The following is an 18,671-nucleotide window of genomic DNA, read 5'->3' as shown; positions in this document are numbered from 1 at the left end:
GGCTACCCTCCCACCCGACGGCGGCGACACCTTCACACGGTTCAACGGGCGGGATGGGCAGATGCACCAGGACAGCACGGACGGACAGTTCCACCCTCTGGAGGACAAAGACCCTCGTACGGTCTCCGGTTACCGGCTCGCCGCCCGCCTCGGCGCGGGCGGCATGGGACAGGTGTATCTGTCGTACACGCCCGGCGGGCATCCGATCGCCGTCAAGGTGATCCGGCCCGAGCTGGGTGACGACCCCGGGTTCCGGCAGCGGTTCCGGCTGGAGGTGCAGGCGGCGCAGCGGGTGCAGGGGCTCTACACCGCACCCGTCATCGACTTCGACACCGAGGCCAGCCGCCCCTGGCTGGCCACCGCCTACGTGCCCGGGCCCTCGCTCGCCACCGCCGTCGCCGACCACGGCAGGCTGCCGGTGCCCGCCGTCCTGCGGCTGCTCGCCGGGATGGCGGAGGCACTGAAGGTCATCCACGCGGCGGGCATCGTGCACCGGGACCTGAAGCCCGCCAACGTCCTGCTCGGGGCCGACGGACCCAAGGTCATCGACTTCGGGATCGCGCGCGCCGCCGACGCGACCGCGCTCACCGGGACCGGGGTCAGGATCGGGACGCCCGCCTTCATGTCGCCGGAGCAGGCGGCGGGCAGGGAGCTCGGGCCCGCATCGGACGTCTTCGCGCTCGGGCAGGTCGGTGTGTACGCGGCGCTGGGCAACACCGCCCACGGCGAGGGCAATTCGCACGCCGTGCTCTACCGGATCGTGCACGAGGAGCCGGATCTGACCGGGCTGCCCGACGAACTGGGCTTCCTGGCGCGCTGCCTGGCCAAGGACCCGGCGCAGCGGCCGGAGCCGGCCGAGGTCATCGAGCTGTGCCGGGCCGCCTCTCCCGACCCGCTGAGCCAGCAGGGCAGTTGGCTGCCGGAGCCGATGACACAGGACATCGACCGCAGGACCCGCGCCTGGGCGGCGATGCGGACGCAGATGTCGGCGAGCGAGGGGAGCGGGGCGTCCGGCGAGGCCGGTGGGGCCGACCGGTCTGATGGTGCAGGCAGGGCTGACGGGGCAGGCAGGGCTGATGGGGCCGCCGTGGTTCCCGGGGCCGGGCCCGGCGGGGTGCACCACGCCCCGACGGAGGCCGCCACTCCCCCGCCTCCGCCCCACGCCGCACCGCCGACCCCGCCGCCGTACCCCGGCACGTATCCGGGGCTCCAGGGGCCGGGGGTCCCGCCAGGAGGACCGCACCAGCCGGGGCCGCACCCGAGCGGCCCTCACCCGAGCGGTCCGCAACCGGGCGGTCCGCAGCCGGGCGGCCCGGCCACCCACCCCGGTGCCGGCCCCTCCCACCCCACGTACCCCTCCCAGACCCAGCAGCCGCACAGTCTGCACGCCGCTCCGTACCCGGCGCAGCCGCAGCCGGGCTGGGCGCCGCAGCCGCCGCCCAAGAAGAAGATGAGCGGCGGGGCCATCGCCCTGATCGCGATCGCGGCGGTGCTGGTGCCCGTCGGCGGCTGCGCGGCGCTGATCGCCAACCTGCCCACAACCAAGGACGACAAGCCGGGCCCCACCGCGTCCGGCACGGGCGGCACCACGCGCCCCGACCCCAAGCCGGTGACGTACAAGGGCGTGAACCTGACGAACGACTACTACATCCGGTTCGCCGACTCCCCGCCCCGGCCGATCCACTCCGGCGACGCCGCCTACGAGGCCGACGCGGACTTCTACTACTGGAGCAACGAGCGCTACCTGGGCAGCAGGAGCAAGAAGATCTCCCTCCTGAACAACTCCCAGAAGGGCTCGCTGAAGACCTGCCGCAACGAGACCCGCTTCACCGAGCGCGTCACGATCCGCCAGGTCTCCGCCGGTTCGCAGATCTGCGTGCACACGGAGGACGGCCACATCGGCCTGGTCACCTTCCGCGGCAGGTCCTCCGCGTCCGACCCCAGTGACCACGTCACCCTCGACCTCACGCTGTGGCGCAACGCGGAAGAGCCCGCCGGCTCCGGCTACTGACGTCCGCCGAACTCCCACACCAGCACCTCGGCGGCGGCCCGGGCCGTCAGTGCGCGCGGGTCCGGGCCCCGGCCGCCGTCGCTCCGCACCGAGTCACCGGGGCCCAGCACCTCGCCCCCGCAGGCCACTTCACCCCGTACGACATGGACGTAGGCGGTCTCCGGCAGCGGCATCCGCTCCCCGGGGCCGCCGAGGCGGCGCACGTGCAGCACGGCGCCCGCCGCCGGCACCTCGTACGGGGCCCCGTCGGCGATCCCCCGCACCAGCGTGTACGCCGGGTCGCCGCCAGGCACCAGCGGGGCCAGCCACATCTGCACGAACTGAAGCGGCCCGGCCCCCTCGTTGCGCTCCACGTGCCGCACGCCGTCCGCCGCGCTGAGGTGCTGGAGGTCCCCGGCGCGTACGACGGTGGCGTGGCCCGCCGAGTCGAGGTGCGTCAGCTCGCCCTCCACCACCCAGGTGACGATCTCCGTGTGGCTGTGCGGGTGTTCGCCGAATCCCGCGCCGGGGGCCAGGCGTTCCTCGTTGCAGGCGAGGACCGGGCCGAAGCGGAGGTTGTCCGGGTCGTAGAAGTGGCCGAAGGAGAAGGCGTGCAGGGACTCGATACCGGCGGCGCGCTCGCCGCCCCGGTAGCGGTCGGCGGCGCGGTGCAGGGACATCACGGGGACCACGGTAGCCCCGGGACACCGGGCGGGGTGCCGGATAAGGCAGTCTTGTCACCGTGCCCCGACCCGAACCGCCGCAGCAGCCGGCGCCGCAGCCCGAGCCGTCCGCGCCCGCACCGGGGTCCGCGGACGGGGCGGGGCGGCGCGCCGCCCACCCGCACACCGCGACCCTCAAGCGGCTGGAGCGTTCCGCCGGCAGCCTCGCCGCGAGCGCGATCGCGCGGATGGACGAGACGCTGCCCTGGTACCGGGCGATGCCGCCGGAGAACCGGTCGTGGATCGGCCTGGTCGCCCAGGCGGGCATCGCCGCGTTCACGGAGTGGTTCCGGCACCCGGAGACCCCGCAGGCGATTTCCACCGACGTGTTCGGGACGGCGCCGCGCGAGCTGACGCGGGCGATCACGCTGCGCCAGACCGTGGAGATGGTCCGTACGACCATCGAGGTCATGGAGTCGGCGATCGAGGAGGTCGCCGCCCCCGGTGACGAGTCGGTGCTGCGCGAGGCGCTCCTGGTGTACGCCCGGGAGATCGCCTTCGCGACCGCCCAGGTGTACGCGCAGGCGGCGGAGGCGCGGGGCGCGTGGGACGCGCGGCTCGAATCGCTGGTCGTGAACGCGGTGCTCTCCGGCGAGGCGGACGAGGGCGCGGTCTCCCGGGCCGCCGCGCTCGGCTGGAACTCCCCCGAGCACGTGTGCGTGGTGCTGGGCACCGCCCCCGACGGGGACTCCGAGCTGACCGTGGAGGCGATCCGGCGGGCCGCCCGGCACGCCAAGCTCCAGGTGTTGACCGGGGTGCTCGGCACCCGGCTGGTCGTCATCGCGGGCGGCAGCGACAATCCGATGCAGGTGGCGAAGGCCCTGATCGGCCCCTACGCGGCCGGGCCCGTGGTCGCGGGACCCGTCGTGCCGGACCTGCTGGCCGCGACGCGGTCCGCGCAGGCGGCGGCCGCCGGGCTCAAGGCGTGCACGGCCTGGCAGGACGCCCCGCGGCCCGTGCTGGCGGACGATCTCCTGCCGGAGCGGGCGATCGCCTCCGACCCTGCTGCCCGTGACCAGCTGGTAGAGGAGATCTACAGACCGCTGGAAGAGGCTGGCTCCGCGCTTCTGGAGACCCTGAGCGTCTATCTGGAACAGGCGAGCAGTCTGGAGGGGGCGGCCCGGATGCTCTTCGTGCACCCCAATACCGTGCGCTACCGGCTCCGACGTGTGACAGACGTCACCGGCTGGTCACCCTCCGACGTCCGCTCGGCGTTCACGCTCCGTATCGCCCTGATCCTGGGGCGTCTGGCCGACGGGGATCCGGCGACCTAGACTTTTGTTGGATACAAACAATTCGTCCGACGGTTCTTCGTCCCAGTCCCCACGGGCAGAAGAGGCCGCACACAAGAGAGAGTGTGAGGGTGCTCGTACTCGTCGCTCCCGGCCAAGGCGCTCAGACGCCCGGCTTCCTGACTCCCTGGCTCGACCTCCCCGGCGCGGCCGACCGCATCGCGGCCTGGTCCGACGCCATCGGGCTCGACCTCGTCCACTACGGCACGAAGGCCGACGCGGACGCCATCCGTGACACCGCCGTCGCCCAGCCCCTGCTGGTCGCCGCCGGTCTGCTGTCGGCGTCCGCGCTCGGTGACGTCTCCCCGGCCGGCGCCGTCGCCGGGCACAGCGTCGGTGAGATCACCGCCGCCGTGTTCGCCGGTGTGCTCACCGACGAGGCCGCCCTGCGGTTCGTCCGCACCCGCGGCCTCGGCATGGCCCGGGCCGCCGCCGTCTCCGAGACGGGCATGGCCGCCCTGCTCGGCGGCGACCCCGAGGTGACGCTCGCGCACCTGAAGAAGCTCGGTCTGACCCCGGCGAACGTGAACGGTGCCGGCCAGATCGTCGCCGCCGGTACGGCCGAGCAGCTCGCGGCGCTGGACGCGGACAAGCCGGAGGGGGTGCGCCGGGTCGTCGCCCTGAAGGTCGCCGGCGCGTTCCACACCGACCACATGGCCCCGGCGGTCGCCGAACTCGGCAAGGCCGCCCAGGACCTGGCGGTGTCCGACCCCGCCGTCACCTACGTATCGAACGCCGACGGCAAGGCCGTCACCAGCGGTTCCGAGGTCGTCGCGCGCCTGGTGAACCAGGTCTCCAACCCGGTCCGCTGGGACCTGTGCATGGAGACCTTCCAGGAGCTGGGCACGACCGCTCTGATCGAGGTCTGCCCGGGAGGCACCCTGACGGGTCTCGCCAAGCGGGCCCTCCCCGGGGTCAGGACCCTCGCGCTCAAGACCCCCGACGACCTCGACGCGGCCCGCGCGCTCCTCGCCGAGCACGCGGACGCGTAAGGAGCGAGCAGATGTCGAAGATCAAGCCCAGCAAGGGCGCCCCGTACGCACGCATCCTCGGGGTGGGCGGCTACCGTCCGACCCGTGTCGTGCCCAACGAGGTGATCCTCGAAAGGATCGACTCGTCCGACGAGTGGATCCGCTCGCGCTCCGGAATCGCCACCCGCCACTGGGCCGGCGAGGAGGAGACCGTCGCGATGATGTCGATCGAGGCGTCCGGCAAGGCCATCGCCGACGCCGGGATCGACCCCGAGCAGATCGGCGGGGTCATCGTCTCCACGGTCTCGCACTTCAAGCAGACCCCCGCCGTCGCGACCGAGATCGCGCACAGGATCGGCGCGAACCGTCCCGCCGCCTTCGACATCTCCGCCGGATGCGCCGGCTTCGGATACGGACTGACCCTGGCCAAGGGCATGGTCGTCGAGGGCTCGGCGGAGTACGTACTCGTCATCGGCGTGGAGCGGCTCAGCGACCTCACCGACCTGGAGGACCGCGCGACGGCCTTCCTGTTCGGCGACGGCGCGGGCGCGGTCGTGGTCGGTCCCTCGCAGGAGCCGCACATCGGCCCGACCGTGTGGGGTTCCGAGGGCGACAAGTCCGAGACCATCAAGCAGACGGTCGCCTGGGACCGGTTCCGCATCGGCGACGTCTCCCAGCTGCCGCTGGACAGCCGCGGCGAGGTCAAGTTCCCGGCCATCACGCAGGAGGGCCAGGCGGTGTTCCGCTGGGCCGTCTTCGAGATGGCGAAAGTCGCCCAGCAGGCGCTGGACGCGGCCGGGATCTCCGCGGACGACCTGGACGTCTTCATTCCGCACCAGGCCAACATGCGGATCATCGACTCGATGGTGAAGACCCTCAAGCTGCCGGAGCACGTCACGGTCGCCCGTGACATCGAAACCACCGGCAACACCTCGGCCGCCTCGATTCCGCTCGCGATGGAGCGGCTCCTGGCGACCGGACAGGCGAAGAGCGGCGACACCGCCCTCGTCATCGGCTTCGGGGCGGGTCTCGTGTACGCCGCGACGGTCGTTACCCTCCCCTAGGGCAATTGCTTCGGTTTCCTCCGGACAACGCCCCCCTCTTTGCACTCTGATTCCCACACATCGAAGGAGCGCCATCATGGCCGCCACTCAGGAAGAGATCCTCGAAGGTCTCGCCGAGATCGTCAACGAGATCGCCGGCATCCCGCAGGAGGACGTCCAGCTGGACAAGTCCTTCACCGACGACCTGGACGTCGACTCGCTGTCCATGGTCGAGGTCGTCGTCGCCGCCGAGGAGCGCTTCGAGGTGAAGATCCCGGACGAGGACGTCAAGAACCTCAAGACGGTCGGCGACGCCGCCAAGTACATCCTGGAGCACCAGGGCTGATTCAGCCCCTGATGTTCTGTGTCGCCACCCGGCGGTGGCGCCGTGAAAAACTTCCCCCTCTACACGTGGAGAAAGAATTCCTGTGAGCCCGACCAATCGCACCGTGGTCGTCACCGGTATCGGCGCAACAACCCCGCTGGGTGGCGACGCCGCATCGACCTGGGAGGGTCTGCTGGCAGGCCGGTCCGGAGTGAGCCCTCTCGAGGGTGAGCGCTTCGCCGATCTTCCGGTACGCATCGCCGCCCAGGCGGCCGTGGACCCCTCCGAGGTGCTGCCGCGCCCGCTGGCCCGCAAGCTGGACCGCTCGGCACAGTTCGCGGTCATCGCCGCGCGCGAGGCCTGGGCCGACGCGGGCTTCACCGCCAAGGCCGGTGAGGACACGTCCATCGCCCCCGAACGGCTGGGCGCGGTCGTCTCCTCCGGCATCGGCGGCATCACCACCCTGCTCGACCAGTACGACGTGCTGAAGGAGAAGGGCGTACGCCGCGTCTCCCCGCACACCGTTCCCATGCTCATGCCCAACGGCCCGTCCGCGAACGTCGGCCTGGAGATGGGCGCCCAGGCGGGCGTGCACTCCGTGGTCAGCGCGTGCGCGTCCGGCGCCGAGGCGGTCGGCTACGCGATCGAGATGATCCGCAGCGGCCGCGCCGACGTCGTCATCGCCGGCGGTACGGAGGCGACGATCCACCCGCTGCCGGTCGCCGCGTTCGCCAACATGATGGCGATGTCGAAGAACAACGACGAGCCCGAGAAGGCCTCGCGCCCCTACGACACCGCCCGGGACGGCTTCGTCCTCGGCGAGGGCGCCGGCATCGTCGTCCTGGAGTCGGCGGAGCACGCCGAGCGGCGCGGTGCGCGGGTCTACTGCGAGGCCGTCGGCCAGGGCCTGTCCTCCGACGCGCACCACATCGCGCAGCCGGAGCCGACCGGGCGCGGCATCGCCGCCGCCCTCCAGCAGCTGCTGGACTCCACCGGTCTGGCCCCGTCCGAGATCGCGCACCTCAACGCGCACGCCACGTCCACCCCGCAGGGCGACGTCGCCGAGATCAAGGCGCTCCGCAAGGTGCTGGGCGACGACCTCGACCATGTCGCGGTGTCCGCGACGAAGTCGATGACCGGTCACCTGCTGGGCGGTGCGGGCGGCATCGAGACGGTCGCGACCGTGCTGGCGCTGCACCACAGGACGGCCCCGCCGACCATCAACGTGGACGACCTCGACCCGGAGGCGGCGGAGGCGGACATCGTCCGCGACAAGCCGCGCGCCCTGCCCGCCGAGGGCACGATCGCCGCCCTGAACAACTCGTTCGGCTTCGGCGGCCACAACGTGGTGCTGGCGTTCCGTACGGTCTGAGCGCTTCTCGTACGCCGACGAGCCGAAGGCCCGCTCCCTGCTGGGGGCGGGCCTTCGCCGTTTCCTCAGGCGGACCTCGGGGCACGGGCCTCGCAGCCGTGCTCAGCGGACGTGCTCAGCGGACCGCGAAGACCGGGACGGGTTCCGAGAGGTGCTTGTCGCTGCTGTAGGAGTGGGGTTCGTCCTCGTTGACGATCACCACGGTGGAGCCCGGACCCTGGAGCAGCGTCGCCGACGACGGGTTCGGGGTCCGCGAGCCGAGGACGCCGAGCGGGGCGGCGGTCCTGCGCCCGGTGCGCAGGTCGTACGAGGCCAGGTAGGGCGTGCTGTCCCCCTCGGTCAGGACGGTGAGCCGCCCGCCGGTGCCGGTGAGCAGCGCCGTGGCCCGGTGGGGCAGCCGCCTGAGCCACTGCCGCTCCCCGGTGGCCAGGGAGAACGCGCCGACCCAGCGCACGGAGGTCTCCCCCGGCGAGATCGCCCCCGCGATCAGCCGGTCGCCGTCCACGCGGGCCTCCGACGGCATACCGATGAGGCCCTCGGTCTCGGAGTTGGCGTTCGCGTTGCCACTGGCGTGGCGGGAAACCTTCAGGACCGCACGGGGGCGCCCCTTGTCGTCGTACGACAGGAAGGCGTCCACCCCGCGCTCGTCCAGCTCCTTGATCCGCAGCACCAGGGGCGAGGTGGACGTGAAGGAGGCGTGCATCGCACGCGACTCCACCGGCAGCGTGGTGCGCCAGAGCTGCTTGCCGGTGGCGGCGTCGAGGGCGATCAGCCGGGAGGTGGCGGCGTTCTGGCCGTACTCCTTGCGGCACTCCTCCACGAGCAGGACACGGTCCGCCGAGGCGCCCAGCGCAGCGGCCGTGCACAGTCGCTTGTCGCCGAAGGGCCGCGTCCAGACCGCTCTGCCGGTGGTCGCGTCGAAGGCGCGCAGCCGCTCGCTCTCCACGGCGACGGCGGTACGGTCCGCCAGGGCGAAAATGCCGGTCCTGGCATGTGGGTCGTACCTGTCGAAGCGCAGGCTCCGCTGCCAGCGGGTCCTGCCGGTGGCGAGGTCGACGGCGGCCAGCTCGGTGCACGGCTCCTCGAAGCGGGCGTAGCCGACGAGGGCGAGGTCCGCGGCGGCGCGCAGGCCGGCGCCGCACGCGGTGCGGCGCGGCGGCACGGGGGTGCGCCACTGGCGGTGGCCGTCGGCCAGGGAGAACGCGGTGAGCGCGTCCGGGGTGACCCGCACGAGGTTGCGGCCCGCCGGGAGGGTCCGCACGCTCCGCGCGCCGTTTCCGCTGCCGCCGTTCTGCGGCCCGGTGCTTTCGTACGGGAGGGCCCAGGCGACGGAGTGGGCCTTGCCGGGCAGCGAGGCGGCCCAGGCCCCCGCGGGCCACAGGAACGCGGCGATGCCCGCCACTGCCAGCGGAAGGGCGATCCAGGCGCGCTTGCGGTGCGGGGAAGGGCCGGTGACTTCGCCGTCGGGTCCCTGGGGCGGCGGTGGAACGACGAAGGCGATGAAGACCAGCACGGTGCTCAGCAGCGCGATCGCCCCGAGGACGGTGAAGGCGTGGGCCCAGCCGTCGACGGAGGAGGAGCCGGGCAGACAGTTGTCCCCGTTACAGGTGCCCTCGATCCGCTCGAGCCGCGAATCCTCGATGTGGAACCTGATCGCCGCCGCGACCAGGCCCCCCGAAACGACGACGGCAGCCCCGGCCACCATCTGACCCACACGCACTCCGTACCCCCCACAGGTAAAAGCTCATTCAACTGTGGGCGGAATCTATACCGGTCCGGGCGCGGATGATCACGCGGGCCGGAAATCCGGTCAGACGACCTGGTGCAGCCAGCGCACGGGGGCGCCCTCGCCGGCGTACCGGAAGGGTTCGAGTTCGTCGTCCCAGGGTTTGCCGAGGAGGCGGGAGACCTCGGCCTCCAGCTCGCTCTCGCCGCGCGCGGCACGGGCGAGGGCGGCCCGCAGCCGGTCCTCGGGGATGAGGATGTCGCCGTGCATGCCGGTGACGGCGTGGAAGATGCCGAGCACCGGGGTCGAGCTGTAGCGCTCGCCCTCGGCGGTGGGGCAGGGTTCCGCCGTCACTTCGAAGCGGAGCATGTCCCAGCCGCGCAGTGCGGACGCCAGCTTGGACGCCGTGCCGGGGCTGCCCTGCCAGGAGAATTCGGATCTCCAGGTGCCGGGCGCGGCCGGCTGCCTGATCCAGTCGAGACCGACTCGTACACCGAGCACGGAACCCACCGCCCATTCGACATGGGGGCACATCGCGCGCGGTGCGGAGTGGACGTAGAGAACTCCACGTGTCGTCACCGGGACCTCCTGCTGTGTGGGTCGAGGTTCGCCTTCACCAGCGGCCTCGTGCTCCCTGACCGCGCGTTCGAGATGACACGCCCGGCCGGCTCCCGAGGTTGTCAACAGTAAACAGCATCAGGAGTGAATCTCCTGAAAAGGGACAGTATGTGACGTCACATTATTTACCGGTACGTGAGGGACGGAGTACCGGAGGTGGTGTCACGGGGGCCCGGCGCTGGTGCCGTGGGGGAAAAGCTACCGTGCGGCGTGTGCCGGGGTGTGACGTAGTGTCGGTCCGGGGGCAGGGAACTGGCGGGGATTCCGGCGTTTCCCGGAAGGACACACCCGGGCGGCGCACACAGGCGAAGCACACGGCCACTGCACGCGGACGCAGCACACAGGCGCAGCACGCGGACAGCGCACACGGGCGAAGCACACCGACGAAGCACACGGACGGCGGGCGCGGACCACGCACACCGTCGCGCGGAGGGAAGCACAGCATGCGGGACAGCAGCCGGGGCCGGACACGGACGAAGCGGCGCGTGCGCGGTGCGGCCGGCGCGCTGGCGGCCGGTGTCCTGCTCGCGGTGGCCGGGTGCGGCGGCGCGGACCGGGCCCCGTCCGGTGCGACGCCCCGGGGTGAGCGGTCCGCGGCCCCGACCGCGGGGCCGAAGCCGAAGCCCACTCCTGAGTGGGACCGCTCGCCCGCCTCGCTCGTTGCCGTCGGCGATTCGATCACACGCGGGTTCGACGCCTGCTCGGTCCTCGCGGACTGCCCCGAGGTGTCCTGGGCCACCGGTACGAACGCGTCCGTCAACAGCCTGGCGCTGCGCCTGCTGGGGCCCGAAGGGGCTGCGAGCCGCAGCTGGAACCTGGCGGTCTCCGGCTCCCGGATGTCCGACCTGCCGCAGCAGATGACCAGGGCCGCCGCGCACCGCCCCGAGCTGGTCACGGTGCTGACCGGGGCGAACGACGCCTGCCGCAGCTCGGTGGCGGCCATGACGCCGGTGGCGGACTTCCGCGCCTCGTTCGAGAAGTCGCTGCGCACCCTGCGCGCGGAACTGCCGAAGACGCAGGTGTACGTGGCGAGTGTGCCCGACCTGAAGCGGCTGTGGTCGCAGGGCAGGGCCACCCCGGCCGCCAAGCAGGTGTGGGCGCTGGGGGTGTGCCCCTCGATGCTCGGCGACGCGGACGCGACGAGCGGGCGGGCGGCGGCCCGGCGGGACGCGGTGCGCACCCGTGTGCAGGACTACAACGAGGTGCTGCGCGAGGTGTGTGCGAAGGACCGCTGGTGCCGGTACGACGGCGGGGCGGTCTTCTCCTTCGCCTTCGGCGGGGCCCAGTTGAGCCAGTGGGACTGGTTCCATCCGAGCGTGGACGGCCAGCGGCGGCTGGCGGAACTGGCGTACCGGGGTGTCGCGCAGGCGGCACCCCGGCAGCCCCGCCCCTAAGGACGGGCTTCCAGCGGGGAGCTCAGGCGGCGGTCCGTGAGGGAGTGGGCCGCTTCCACCTCGTAGCGGCCGGGCACGAAGGACCAGGAGCGGGTGGTCTCGTCCCAGATCTCGAACGCCCGGCGCGGCACCTCGACGGACACCTCCACGCTCTGCCCTGCCTCCGCCCGCACGCTCGCGAAGCCGGCCAGCACGCGCGCGGGCCGCTCCACGGTGTCCGCGACCGGCGCCAGGTAGATCTGGACGACCTCGCGGCCGCCGCGCTCGCCCGTGTTGCGGAGACGGACCCTGGCGGTCGTACCGTCCAGGGTGAGGGACTCGTACTCCCAGGTGGTGTAGCCGAGGCCGTGGCCGAAGGGGTACGCGGGGGTGGCTCCGGCCCTGTCCCAGGCGCGGTAGCCGATGAACACGCCCTCGGTGTAGGCGAGCCGGCCGCCGGTGGGGGTGACCTCCGTGACGGGCACGTCGGCGAAGGCGGCGGGCCAGGTGGTGGGCAGCCGTCCGCCCGGCTCCTCCGTGCCGAGCAGGACGTCGGCGAGGGCCGCGCCCCCTTCCTGGCCGGGGAACCAGGTGAGCAGCACCGCGGCCACCTTCTCGCGCCACGGCATCTCCACCGGGGAGCCGGAGTTGACGACGACGACGGTACGGGGGTTGGCGGCGGCGACGGCGCGCACCAGGTCGTTCTGGCGGCCGGGGAGCACGAGGTCCGTGCGGTCGAAGCCCTCGGACTCGACGCGGTCGGTGGTGGCGACCACGACGACCGCCGTATCGGCGCCGCGGGCGGCCGCCACGGCCTCCGCGATCAGTTCGTCCGCGTCGCGCCGCGGCGAGAGGTGGGAGAGCGAGAACATCACGGCGGTCAGCGGTGAGCCGGTGTTCCTGACGACGGTGTGGTGCAGGGAGACCGTGACGGGCCGCCCCTCGGTGAGGTGCGTGCGGCCGCGCTCCACCGGGGCGCCGAAGAAGGACTCGAACGGGTCCGCGTCCTCGCGCGGCCCGTGGAAGCCGTCGTAGTGGGTCTCGCCGTCCACGGTCAGCGTGAAGTGGCCCTGGCCCCGGGTGCCGAAGAGGTGCTCGCCGGTCTCGCGCGGCGTGAAGGTGCCGACGACCTCGACGGAGTGCAGGTTGTCGTGGGTGACGCCGTCGGGGAGGTCGTCACCGATCCACTGGACCTGGCCGCCCGGCAGCGAGCCCTCGCCGATGATCGCGCCGGACTCGTCGCGGCAGACCGCGCGCAGCTCGAAGCCCTTGTCGGCGACGGCGAGCTCGTCGCTGGGGTCGGCGCCGACGCAGTAGGTGAGCGACCCGGAAGGGAGCGCCTCGCTCAGGCCGTCCAGCGGGGAGACGACGTGCTCCGGGAAGACGGTCGCGGAACCGCCGCCGAGCACGCGGGCGTCGCGGGCGGCCGCGCCGGAGAGCGCCACCGAGCCGGTGGGGGCGAGGGGCAGGACGTCGCCCTCGTTGCGTACGAGGACGAGGGCGCGGCGGGCGACTTCGCGGGCGAGCGCCTGTCCTTCGATCCCGGCGGGCGGGTCGCTCACGACCGCCGGGGCGCCCTCGAGGATGCCGACGCGGGCGGCGAGGCGCAGTACGTTGCGCACGGCCTCGTCGACGACGGACTCCTCCACCTCGCCCGCGCGCACCGCGCCGGCGAGCGCTTCGCCGTACACGGTCCGGGGGCCCGGCATCGCGACGTCCAGGCCGCCCTCGATGCCGCCCTTGGTGGAGCGGGCCGCCATCCAGTCGGAGACGATCGCGCCGTCGAAGCCCCACTCGCCGCGCAGGACCTCGTTCTGGAGGTGGCGGTGCTCGGACATGGTGGTGCCGTTGACCGAGTTGTAGGCGCACATGATGCCCCACGGGTGGGCGTTTTCGACGATCGCCTCGAAGGGGGCGAGGTAGAGCTCGCGCAGCGGGCGCGGGGCGATGACGTTGTTGACGGTGAAGCGGTCGGTCTCGGCGTCGTTGGCGACGAAGTGCTTGACGGTGGTGCCCACCCCGCCGTCCTGGACGCCCTGCACGTAACCGGAGCCGATCTCGCCGGTGAGGTAGGGGTCCTCGGAGTAGCACTCGAAGTGCCGGCCGCCGAGCGGCGAGCGGTGCAGGTTCACGGTGGGGGCGAGCAGGACGTGCACGCCCTTGCGGCGGGCCTCCTGGGCGAGCAGCCTGCCTGCCCGGCGGGCCAGCTCCGGGTCCCAGGTGGCGGCGAGCGCGGTCGGCGAGGGCAGGGCGACCGACGGATCGTCGGCGGTCCAGCGGACGCCCCGGACACCGATCGGCCCGTCGGAGAAGACGAGTGACCGCAGGCCGATCGCGGGGAGCGCGGGCAGCGTCCACATGTCCTGGCCTGCCAGGAGACGGGCCTTGGCGTCGAGGTCGAGCTTGCCGAGTGCGGCAGCGACGGCGTCCTCGCGGATCTGCTCGGCTGTGCTGCTCGCGGTGTGCTGGGTGGTGGACTCGTCTGCCACGGCCGTACCTCCTTGGGGGAGCTGCTGGTGACCCCATGATTACTCCTTTCACCTGTAACCCGGTAGGCTTCGTTACTTCTTCGTGACCCATGAGGATGGCGTAACGTCCCGACCAGCAAGATCGCCGGTGAAGGGGTACGGACGATGGCCAGGGCAAGGAGCGAGGAGCGCCGCGCGGAGATCCTGCGGGCCACCCTCGAAGTAATCGCCGAACGCGGCTACCGGGGTGCGTCGCTGGCGTCGGTCGCCGAGCGCGTGGGCCTCACCCAGCAGGGCCTGCTGCACTACTTCCCGACCAAGGAGGCACTGCTCGTCGCCGTACTGGAGGAGCGCGACCAGTGGGACACGGGCGGGGCGGGGCTCAGCCCCCAGTCGTGGCGGCTCGATCTGCTGCCGTCGCTGGTGGACTACAACGCCATGCGCCCCGGCGTCGTGCAGACCTTCTCGGCGCTGCTCGGGGAATCCGTCACGGAGGGACACCCGGCGAAGGAGTTCTTCACGCAGCGGTACGCGCTCGTGCGCGAGGGCATGGCACGGGCGCTGCGTGCGGAGTACGGGGAGCGGCTGCCCGGCGGCCTCACCCCGGAACAGGCGGCTGTGCTGCTGGTGGCGGTGATGGACGGGCTGCAGTACCAGTGGCTGCTGGACTCGGACGGGGTGGACATGCCGGGGGCCTTCCGGGACTTCCTGGCGCTGCTGCGGCCGGGGCCGTGAGGGGAGCCCGGAGTGCGTGGCGGAAGTGCTGCGCGCAGAATCGATCCGTCATACCACCGGCGCTGCTACCGTTGATGTTATGAGCAGCGTCACACGGAAGTACTCCATCAGCATTCCCGAGGACCTGGCCGAATCCATCAGGGCACGGGTGGGTTCCGGCGGCTTCTCCGGCTACGTCACCGCCGCCTTGAGGCATCAGGTGTCCATGGACAACCTCGCCGAGATGATCGAGGACCACGAAACCAGGCACGGTGCCTTCACCGATGCGGAACTGGCACACGCCGACGCCCTGCTGGCAGGCTCGCAAGCGAGCAACGAGGAAGGCCGGGCCGCCGCGTGAAGACCCCCGCACCGCTCGTCGGAACGCTGGTCCTGGACTGCGAAGGGCTGTCTAAGCTCGTGGCCGACGACCGCATCGTCAGTGCCCTGGTCCAGCGCGCCCATGAGAGCGGAGCCCACGTGGTCACCAGCGCGGTGACTCCCGTGGAAGCCCGCAACCCGAGTGGGCGCCAGGCCCGGTTCGACTGGGTACTTTCCCGAATCGACGTCGAGCCAGTCACGGAAGCGACCTCGCGGGCGGCCTCGGCACTGCTCGCCGATGCCCGTCTGCACGGTCACAAGTACGCCCTCGACGCGATTCTTTCGGCGACGGCCCTTTCGCTTCCGAAGCCTGTGGTCGTGGTGACCTCCGACCCCGAGGACATCGGCATGCTCTGCGGGCCACGCGTCCGCGTCATCAGGGTATGACGCCGACGCCTCCCACCCCCACCCTCGCGCATCCACTCACCGCGCCAGCCCCAGCGTCACCCCGAGTCCCACCAGCACCGACCCGATCCCCCGGTTGAGTGCCTTCTGGCGGCGCAGCATGGCCGCGCGCAGCCGGCCGTCCGAGAAGAAGAGCGCCACCAGCGCGAACCAGCCGAAGTGTGCGGCCGACATGAAGAGCCCGTACCCCGCCTGCTGCCACAGCGCCGTCTCGGGGCCCACGACCTGCGTGAACGTCGAGACGACGAAGAGCGTCGTCTTCGGGTTCAGTACGTTGGTCAGGAACCCGGCCCGCATCGCCCCCAGCGGTGACAGCTCCCGCTTGCCCTCCAGATCGACGGTGAGTTCGGCGCGGGCGAAGAAGGTACGCAGTCCGATGTAGACCAGATAGGCCGCGCCGAGCAGCTTGATGGCGGTGAACAGCGCCGTGGACGAGGCGATCAGCAGGCCGACGCCGAGCATCGTGTACGTGACGTGGACCAGCACACCGGCCGCCACGCCGGCCGCGCCGAGGAGGCCGGTGCCGCGCCCGTACAGATAGCTGTTGCGGACGACCATCGCGAAGTCAGCACCCGGGCTGATGACGGCGAGGAGGGTGATGAGCGCGACGGCCAGGACTTCTGTCATGTACGGGATGGTGCCGCCGGGCGGGCCCGTGATCAACCCCTTTCCGGATTCTGGAACTCGTCCCGGAGGGCGGGGCGTTCGCCGGGCGGGGCCCTCGCCCGGCCGGCGTGCACCAGCCGGGCGGCCTGCCTGGCCAGGCAGATCGATCAGCCGGGCAGGCCGCTCAGCCGGGCAGGCCGCTCAGCCGGGCAGGCCGCTCAGCTGGGCAGACGCACTCAGCCGGCCGGCGTGGTCGAGGCGTCGGCGTCGTCGTTCTCCTCGTCGTCGGCCGAGGGCTCGTTCAGCAGGTCCCGTGCCATCAGCGTCGCCCCGGCCACCGCGCCCGGCATGAGGAACACAGCCACGAACGGCACCAGGTAGGCGAGGGTGAGCGGCACGCCGAAGCCGAGGACCAGGGAGCGGCGGCTCCGCAACAGGGCCAGCCGTTCCTTGAGCTCGATGCCGCGGCGCTGGAGGGCGACGGAGGTCAGCTCCTCGGTGAGGAAGAAGCCGGACACGCAGAAGCCGAGAACCGGGACGACGGTCTGGCCGATGACCGGGATGAACCCGCACGCGAAGAGCAGGATCCCGTAGCACAGCACCCGCGCCAGTACCCGGACGCTGTCCCGCGCCGAGATCCACAGCTCGCGCAGGAGCGGGAGACCGGACTCGGGGGCGGTGCCGTCGGGCGAGCGGGACCGGTCGACGCGCTCGGACAGGGCCTCGTAGAAGGGCTGCCCGACGAGCAGCGTCACGGCGGTGAAGGTGATGACGGCAAGGAAGAGGGCGAGCGCGAAGAGCAGCGCCCGGAGCAGGCCCCGGAATATGCTCAGCCAGGTCTCGCCCCAGTTGTCCGCGAAGGGGGTGGCCCAGCCGACGAAGTCGCCCGACCAGGCGACAAGGCCGGCCAGGGCCGCGACGTACAGGACGAGCGTCACCAGCCCCGGCAGCAGCCCGAGCCCGTAACTCCGCCCGTGCCGCGCCATCCACTGCTGGCCCTTGGCCAGGTACTTGAATCCCACCCCGAGGTCGCTCATGCGGACACTGTAGAGGTGGCCCGGTGGGAGGGGTCACGGGGTCCTCGGCGCCGCCCGTGCTCCGGCGGCGCGAGGCTTTACGGGGTCCTCGGCGGCGCCCGTGTTCCGGCCGGGCCGAACCGCGCCCGGTACGCCGCGGGGCTGATGCCCCGCTCGCGGCGCATCAGCGCGCGCAGGTTCGCGGCGGTGCCGAGCCCGCTGCGTCGCGCGACCACCTCGGAGCGGGACTCGCCCCGCTCGATCAACCGGCATGCCAGTGCGAGCCGTTGACCTGTGAGCCACGCCAGCGGGGTCGTTCCCAGCTGGGCACGGAAGCGGCGGTGCAGTGTCGCCGGGCTGACCGCCGCCCGCGCCGCGAGCGCGGCGACGGTGAGGGGCGAATCCAGCCGTTCCTGGGCCCAGACCAGGACGGGCCCCAGGGACTCGTCCGGCAGGTCGGGCATCGGGCGCTCCACGAACTGCCGCTGGCCGCCGTCCCGGTGGGCGGCGAAGACCAGCCGCCGGCTCACCGCGTTGGCGACCTCCGCACCGTGGTCGAGGCGGACCACGTGCAGCCCGAGGTCGAGCGCGGCGGAGCTGCCCGCCGCGGTGAGGATGTCGCCGTCATCCACGAACAGCACGTCAGATTCGAGGCGGACCCCGGGGAACCGGGCCCGGAAGGAGTCCGCCCACTGCCAGTGCGCGGTGGCGCGGCGGCCGTCGAGGACTCCGGCCTCGGCCAGGGTGAAGGCGCCGCTGCAGAAGCCGATCAGGCGGGCCCCGCGCGCGTGCGCCCGCCGTACGGCGTCCAGGACGGCGGGGCGGCGGGGCACTTCCACGTCGGGACGGTTGGGCACGATCAGGGTGTCCGCCGTGTCGGCCGCCTCCAGCCCCGCGACTCCCGTGAGCGTGAAGAACCCGTCCCGCATCACGGTGCGCGGCTCCGGCGAGCAGAGCGTGAAGTCGTAGAGCTCCCGCCGGAGCTCCGGTCTGCGCAGGCCGAAGACCTCCGTGGAGCAGCCGAGCTCGAAGGGGTTGGAGTTCTCGTCCACGATCACGACGACCCGGTGCGGGCCCGCAGCGGTCCGTGCGTGCGAGGATTCTTTCGCCATGTGCAATTCCTAGCACTCCCGCCCGGCGGGCGGAACGGCCCAGGATGGGGCCATGAGCAACGACCCCGTCTCCCTCGCCAAGGCCCTGGCCTCCTTCGACGCCCTGTGGAGCCCCCGCATCGTCACCCGTGTCAACGACTACGACGTCCGCATCGCCAAGGTCGAGGGCGAGCACGTCTGGCACGCCCACGACACCACCGACGAGTTCTTCCTCGTACTCGAAGGGGAACTGCACCTCTCCTTGCGCGAGCCGGCCGGGGAACGCACGGTCCTGCTGCCGCAGGGGTCGGTGTTCACCGTCCCCCGGGGTACGGAGCACCGGCCGTCCGCGCCGTCGGGGGCCGCGATCCTCATGTTCGAGCCCGCCGGGACACTGACCGTGGGCGACCGCCACGAGGAGGTCCCCGATCACGTGGACGCCACGACGGGGCACGCGCTGGACGCCTGACCTCACGGGTGGGGCGCCGCCCGAAGGCCTGGCCCGGCACGGGCCCCCGCCCCGCACGGGCCCTGATCCGGCACGGCCCCCGCCCGGCA

General features: G+C 72.3%; 18 protein-coding genes. 11 read left to right on the top strand and 7 right to left on the bottom strand.

Annotated features, from left to right (window positions below; all coding sequences use genetic code 11):
- The first annotated feature begins 61 nt into the window (after positions 1 to 61).
- Positions 62 to 2,011 carry a serine/threonine-protein kinase gene (locus ACFWVV_RS12875; protein ID WP_384341569.1) on the top strand — a complete coding sequence of 650 codons (1,950 nt, stop codon included), beginning with the start codon at positions 62 to 64 and terminating at the stop codon, positions 2,009 to 2,011.
- On the opposite strand, the gene ACFWVV_RS12870 is transcribed toward ACFWVV_RS12875, so the two are convergent.
- Complete coding sequence (locus tag ACFWVV_RS12870) at positions 2,005 to 2,673, bottom strand: pirin family protein (RefSeq protein WP_384341571.1); 669 nt, start codon at positions 2,671 to 2,673, stop codon at positions 2,005 to 2,007. The two genes, ACFWVV_RS12875 and ACFWVV_RS12870, sit on opposite strands and share 7 nt — an antisense overlap.
- 182 nt (positions 2,674 to 2,855) lie before the next feature.
- Here ACFWVV_RS12870 and fasR point away from each other — a divergent pair, with 182 nt between their 5' ends.
- From fasR to fabF, 5 genes are all read left to right on the top strand, one after another.
- A complete protein-coding gene (gene fasR, locus ACFWVV_RS12865) occupies positions 2,856 to 3,986 on the top strand; it encodes a fatty acid biosynthesis transcriptional regulator FasR (protein WP_384342156.1) in 1,131 nt (376 codons plus the stop codon).
- A gap of 89 nt (positions 3,987 to 4,075) precedes the next feature.
- Complete coding sequence (locus tag ACFWVV_RS12860; protein WP_384341573.1) at positions 4,076 to 4,996, top strand: ACP S-malonyltransferase; 921 nt, start codon at positions 4,076 to 4,078, stop codon at positions 4,994 to 4,996.
- Between the two features lie 11 nt (positions 4,997 to 5,007).
- Positions 5,008 to 6,039 carry a ketoacyl-ACP synthase III gene (locus ACFWVV_RS12855; protein ID WP_384341575.1) on the top strand — a complete coding sequence of 344 codons (1,032 nt, stop codon included), beginning with the start codon at positions 5,008 to 5,010 and terminating at the stop codon, positions 6,037 to 6,039.
- 76 nt (positions 6,040 to 6,115) lie between these two features.
- On the top strand, positions 6,116 to 6,364 hold the full coding sequence (locus ACFWVV_RS12850) for an acyl carrier protein (RefSeq protein ID WP_384341577.1): 249 nt from the start codon (positions 6,116 to 6,118) through the stop codon (positions 6,362 to 6,364).
- 82 nt (positions 6,365 to 6,446) lie between these two features.
- Positions 6,447 to 7,715 (top strand): beta-ketoacyl-ACP synthase II, encoded by a 1,269-nt coding sequence (fabF, locus tag ACFWVV_RS12845; protein WP_384341579.1) that lies wholly within the window; start codon positions 6,447 to 6,449, stop codon positions 7,713 to 7,715.
- 115 nt (positions 7,716 to 7,830) lie between these two features.
- Here the strand turns inward: fabF and ACFWVV_RS12840 are convergent, their stop codons facing one another.
- Positions 7,831 to 9,420 (bottom strand): PQQ-binding-like beta-propeller repeat protein, encoded by a 1,590-nt coding sequence (locus ACFWVV_RS12840; RefSeq protein WP_384342158.1) that lies wholly within the window; start codon positions 9,418 to 9,420, stop codon positions 7,831 to 7,833.
- Between the two features lie 105 nt (positions 9,421 to 9,525).
- Positions 9,526 to 10,020 carry a DUF3145 domain-containing protein gene (locus ACFWVV_RS12835; RefSeq protein WP_384341580.1) on the bottom strand — a complete coding sequence of 165 codons (495 nt, stop codon included), beginning with the start codon at positions 10,018 to 10,020 and terminating at the stop codon, positions 9,526 to 9,528.
- A gap of 482 nt (positions 10,021 to 10,502) precedes the next feature.
- Here ACFWVV_RS12835 and ACFWVV_RS12830 point away from each other — a divergent pair, with 482 nt between their 5' ends.
- Positions 10,503 to 11,453 carry an SGNH/GDSL hydrolase family protein gene (locus tag ACFWVV_RS12830; protein WP_384341582.1) on the top strand — a complete coding sequence of 317 codons (951 nt, stop codon included), beginning with the start codon at positions 10,503 to 10,505 and terminating at the stop codon, positions 11,451 to 11,453.
- Here the strand turns inward: ACFWVV_RS12830 and ACFWVV_RS12825 are convergent.
- Positions 11,450 to 13,921, bottom strand: a complete 2,472-nt coding sequence (locus ACFWVV_RS12825; protein WP_384341585.1) for a glycoside hydrolase family 3 protein — start codon at positions 13,919 to 13,921, stop codon at positions 11,450 to 11,452. The two genes, ACFWVV_RS12830 and ACFWVV_RS12825, sit on opposite strands and share 4 nt — an antisense overlap.
- 144 nt (positions 13,922 to 14,065) lie before the next feature.
- Between ACFWVV_RS12825 and ACFWVV_RS12820 the strand changes: the two genes are divergently transcribed.
- The 3 genes from ACFWVV_RS12820 (at position 14,066) to ACFWVV_RS12810 (ending at position 15,382) form a co-directional block, all read left to right on the top strand.
- A complete protein-coding gene (locus tag ACFWVV_RS12820; RefSeq protein WP_384341586.1) occupies positions 14,066 to 14,635 on the top strand; it encodes a TetR/AcrR family transcriptional regulator in 570 nt (189 codons plus the stop codon).
- Positions 14,636 to 14,714: 79 nt separating this feature from the next.
- Complete coding sequence (locus ACFWVV_RS12815) at positions 14,715 to 14,975, top strand: hypothetical protein (RefSeq protein WP_384341588.1); 261 nt, start codon at positions 14,715 to 14,717, stop codon at positions 14,973 to 14,975.
- A complete protein-coding gene (locus tag ACFWVV_RS12810; RefSeq protein WP_384341590.1) occupies positions 14,972 to 15,382 on the top strand; it encodes a DNA-binding protein in 411 nt (136 codons plus the stop codon). The genes ACFWVV_RS12815 and ACFWVV_RS12810 overlap by 4 nt, the downstream gene beginning before the upstream one ends.
- 36 nt (positions 15,383 to 15,418) lie before the next feature.
- Here the strand turns inward: ACFWVV_RS12810 and ACFWVV_RS12805 are convergent, their stop codons facing one another.
- The 3 genes from ACFWVV_RS12805 to ACFWVV_RS12795 all read right to left on the bottom strand — a co-directional run bounded on the left by ACFWVV_RS12805 (position 15,419) and on the right by ACFWVV_RS12795 (position 18,134).
- A complete protein-coding gene (locus tag ACFWVV_RS12805) occupies positions 15,419 to 16,027 on the bottom strand; it encodes a LysE family transporter (protein WP_384341592.1) in 609 nt (202 codons plus the stop codon).
- A gap of 215 nt (positions 16,028 to 16,242) precedes the next feature.
- The gene (locus tag ACFWVV_RS12800; protein ID WP_384341594.1) at positions 16,243 to 17,043 is read right to left on the bottom strand and encodes an EI24 domain-containing protein; all 801 of its coding nucleotides are present in this window, start codon (positions 17,041 to 17,043) and stop codon (positions 16,243 to 16,245) included.
- A gap of 77 nt (positions 17,044 to 17,120) precedes the next feature.
- A complete protein-coding gene (locus ACFWVV_RS12795) occupies positions 17,121 to 18,134 on the bottom strand; it encodes a GlxA family transcriptional regulator (protein ID WP_384341596.1) in 1,014 nt (337 codons plus the stop codon).
- A gap of 52 nt (positions 18,135 to 18,186) precedes the next feature.
- On the opposite strand from ACFWVV_RS12795, the gene ACFWVV_RS12790 reads away from it, so the two are divergent.
- Positions 18,187 to 18,582 carry a cupin domain-containing protein gene (locus tag ACFWVV_RS12790; RefSeq protein WP_384341598.1) on the top strand — a complete coding sequence of 132 codons (396 nt, stop codon included), beginning with the start codon at positions 18,187 to 18,189 and terminating at the stop codon, positions 18,580 to 18,582.
- Positions 18,583 to 18,671 lie beyond the last annotated feature (89 nt).

Source organism: Streptomyces sp. NPDC058663 (genome assembly GCF_042716745.1).
Taxonomy (GTDB): Bacteria; Actinomycetota; Actinomycetes; order Streptomycetales; family Streptomycetaceae; genus Streptomyces.
Note: the sequence above shows the minus strand (reverse complement) of the source record. Positions and strands in the feature narration are given on the sequence as shown.

Excerpts from the sequence above, each read along its gene's own strand:
- ACFWVV_RS12805 (WP_384341592.1), bottom strand. The coding sequence starts at position 16,027 with ATGACAGAAGTCCTGGCCGTCGCGCTCATCACCCTCCTCGCCGTCATC.
- ACFWVV_RS12800 (WP_384341594.1), bottom strand. The coding sequence starts at position 17,043 with ATGAGCGACCTCGGGGTGGGATTCAAGTACCTGGCCAAGGGCCAGCAG.
- ACFWVV_RS12820 (WP_384341586.1), top strand. The coding sequence starts at position 14,066 with ATGGCCAGGGCAAGGAGCGAGGAGCGCCGCGCGGAGATCCTGCGGGCC.
- ACFWVV_RS12815 (WP_384341588.1), top strand. The coding sequence starts at position 14,715 with ATGAGCAGCGTCACACGGAAGTACTCCATCAGCATTCCCGAGGACCTG.
- ACFWVV_RS12840 (WP_384342158.1), bottom strand. The coding sequence starts at position 9,420 with ATGGTGGCCGGGGCTGCCGTCGTCGTTTCGGGGGGCCTGGTCGCGGCG.
- ACFWVV_RS12850 (WP_384341577.1), top strand. The coding sequence starts at position 6,116 with ATGGCCGCCACTCAGGAAGAGATCCTCGAAGGTCTCGCCGAGATCGTC.
- ACFWVV_RS12795 (WP_384341596.1), bottom strand. The coding sequence starts at position 18,134 with ATGGCGAAAGAATCCTCGCACGCACGGACCGCTGCGGGCCCGCACCGG.
- ACFWVV_RS12855 (WP_384341575.1), top strand. The coding sequence starts at position 5,008 with ATGTCGAAGATCAAGCCCAGCAAGGGCGCCCCGTACGCACGCATCCTC.
- ACFWVV_RS12830 (WP_384341582.1), top strand. The coding sequence starts at position 10,503 with ATGCGGGACAGCAGCCGGGGCCGGACACGGACGAAGCGGCGCGTGCGC.
- ACFWVV_RS12790 (WP_384341598.1), top strand. The coding sequence starts at position 18,187 with ATGAGCAACGACCCCGTCTCCCTCGCCAAGGCCCTGGCCTCCTTCGAC.
- ACFWVV_RS12875 (WP_384341569.1), top strand. The coding sequence starts at position 62 with ATGCACCAGGACAGCACGGACGGACAGTTCCACCCTCTGGAGGACAAA.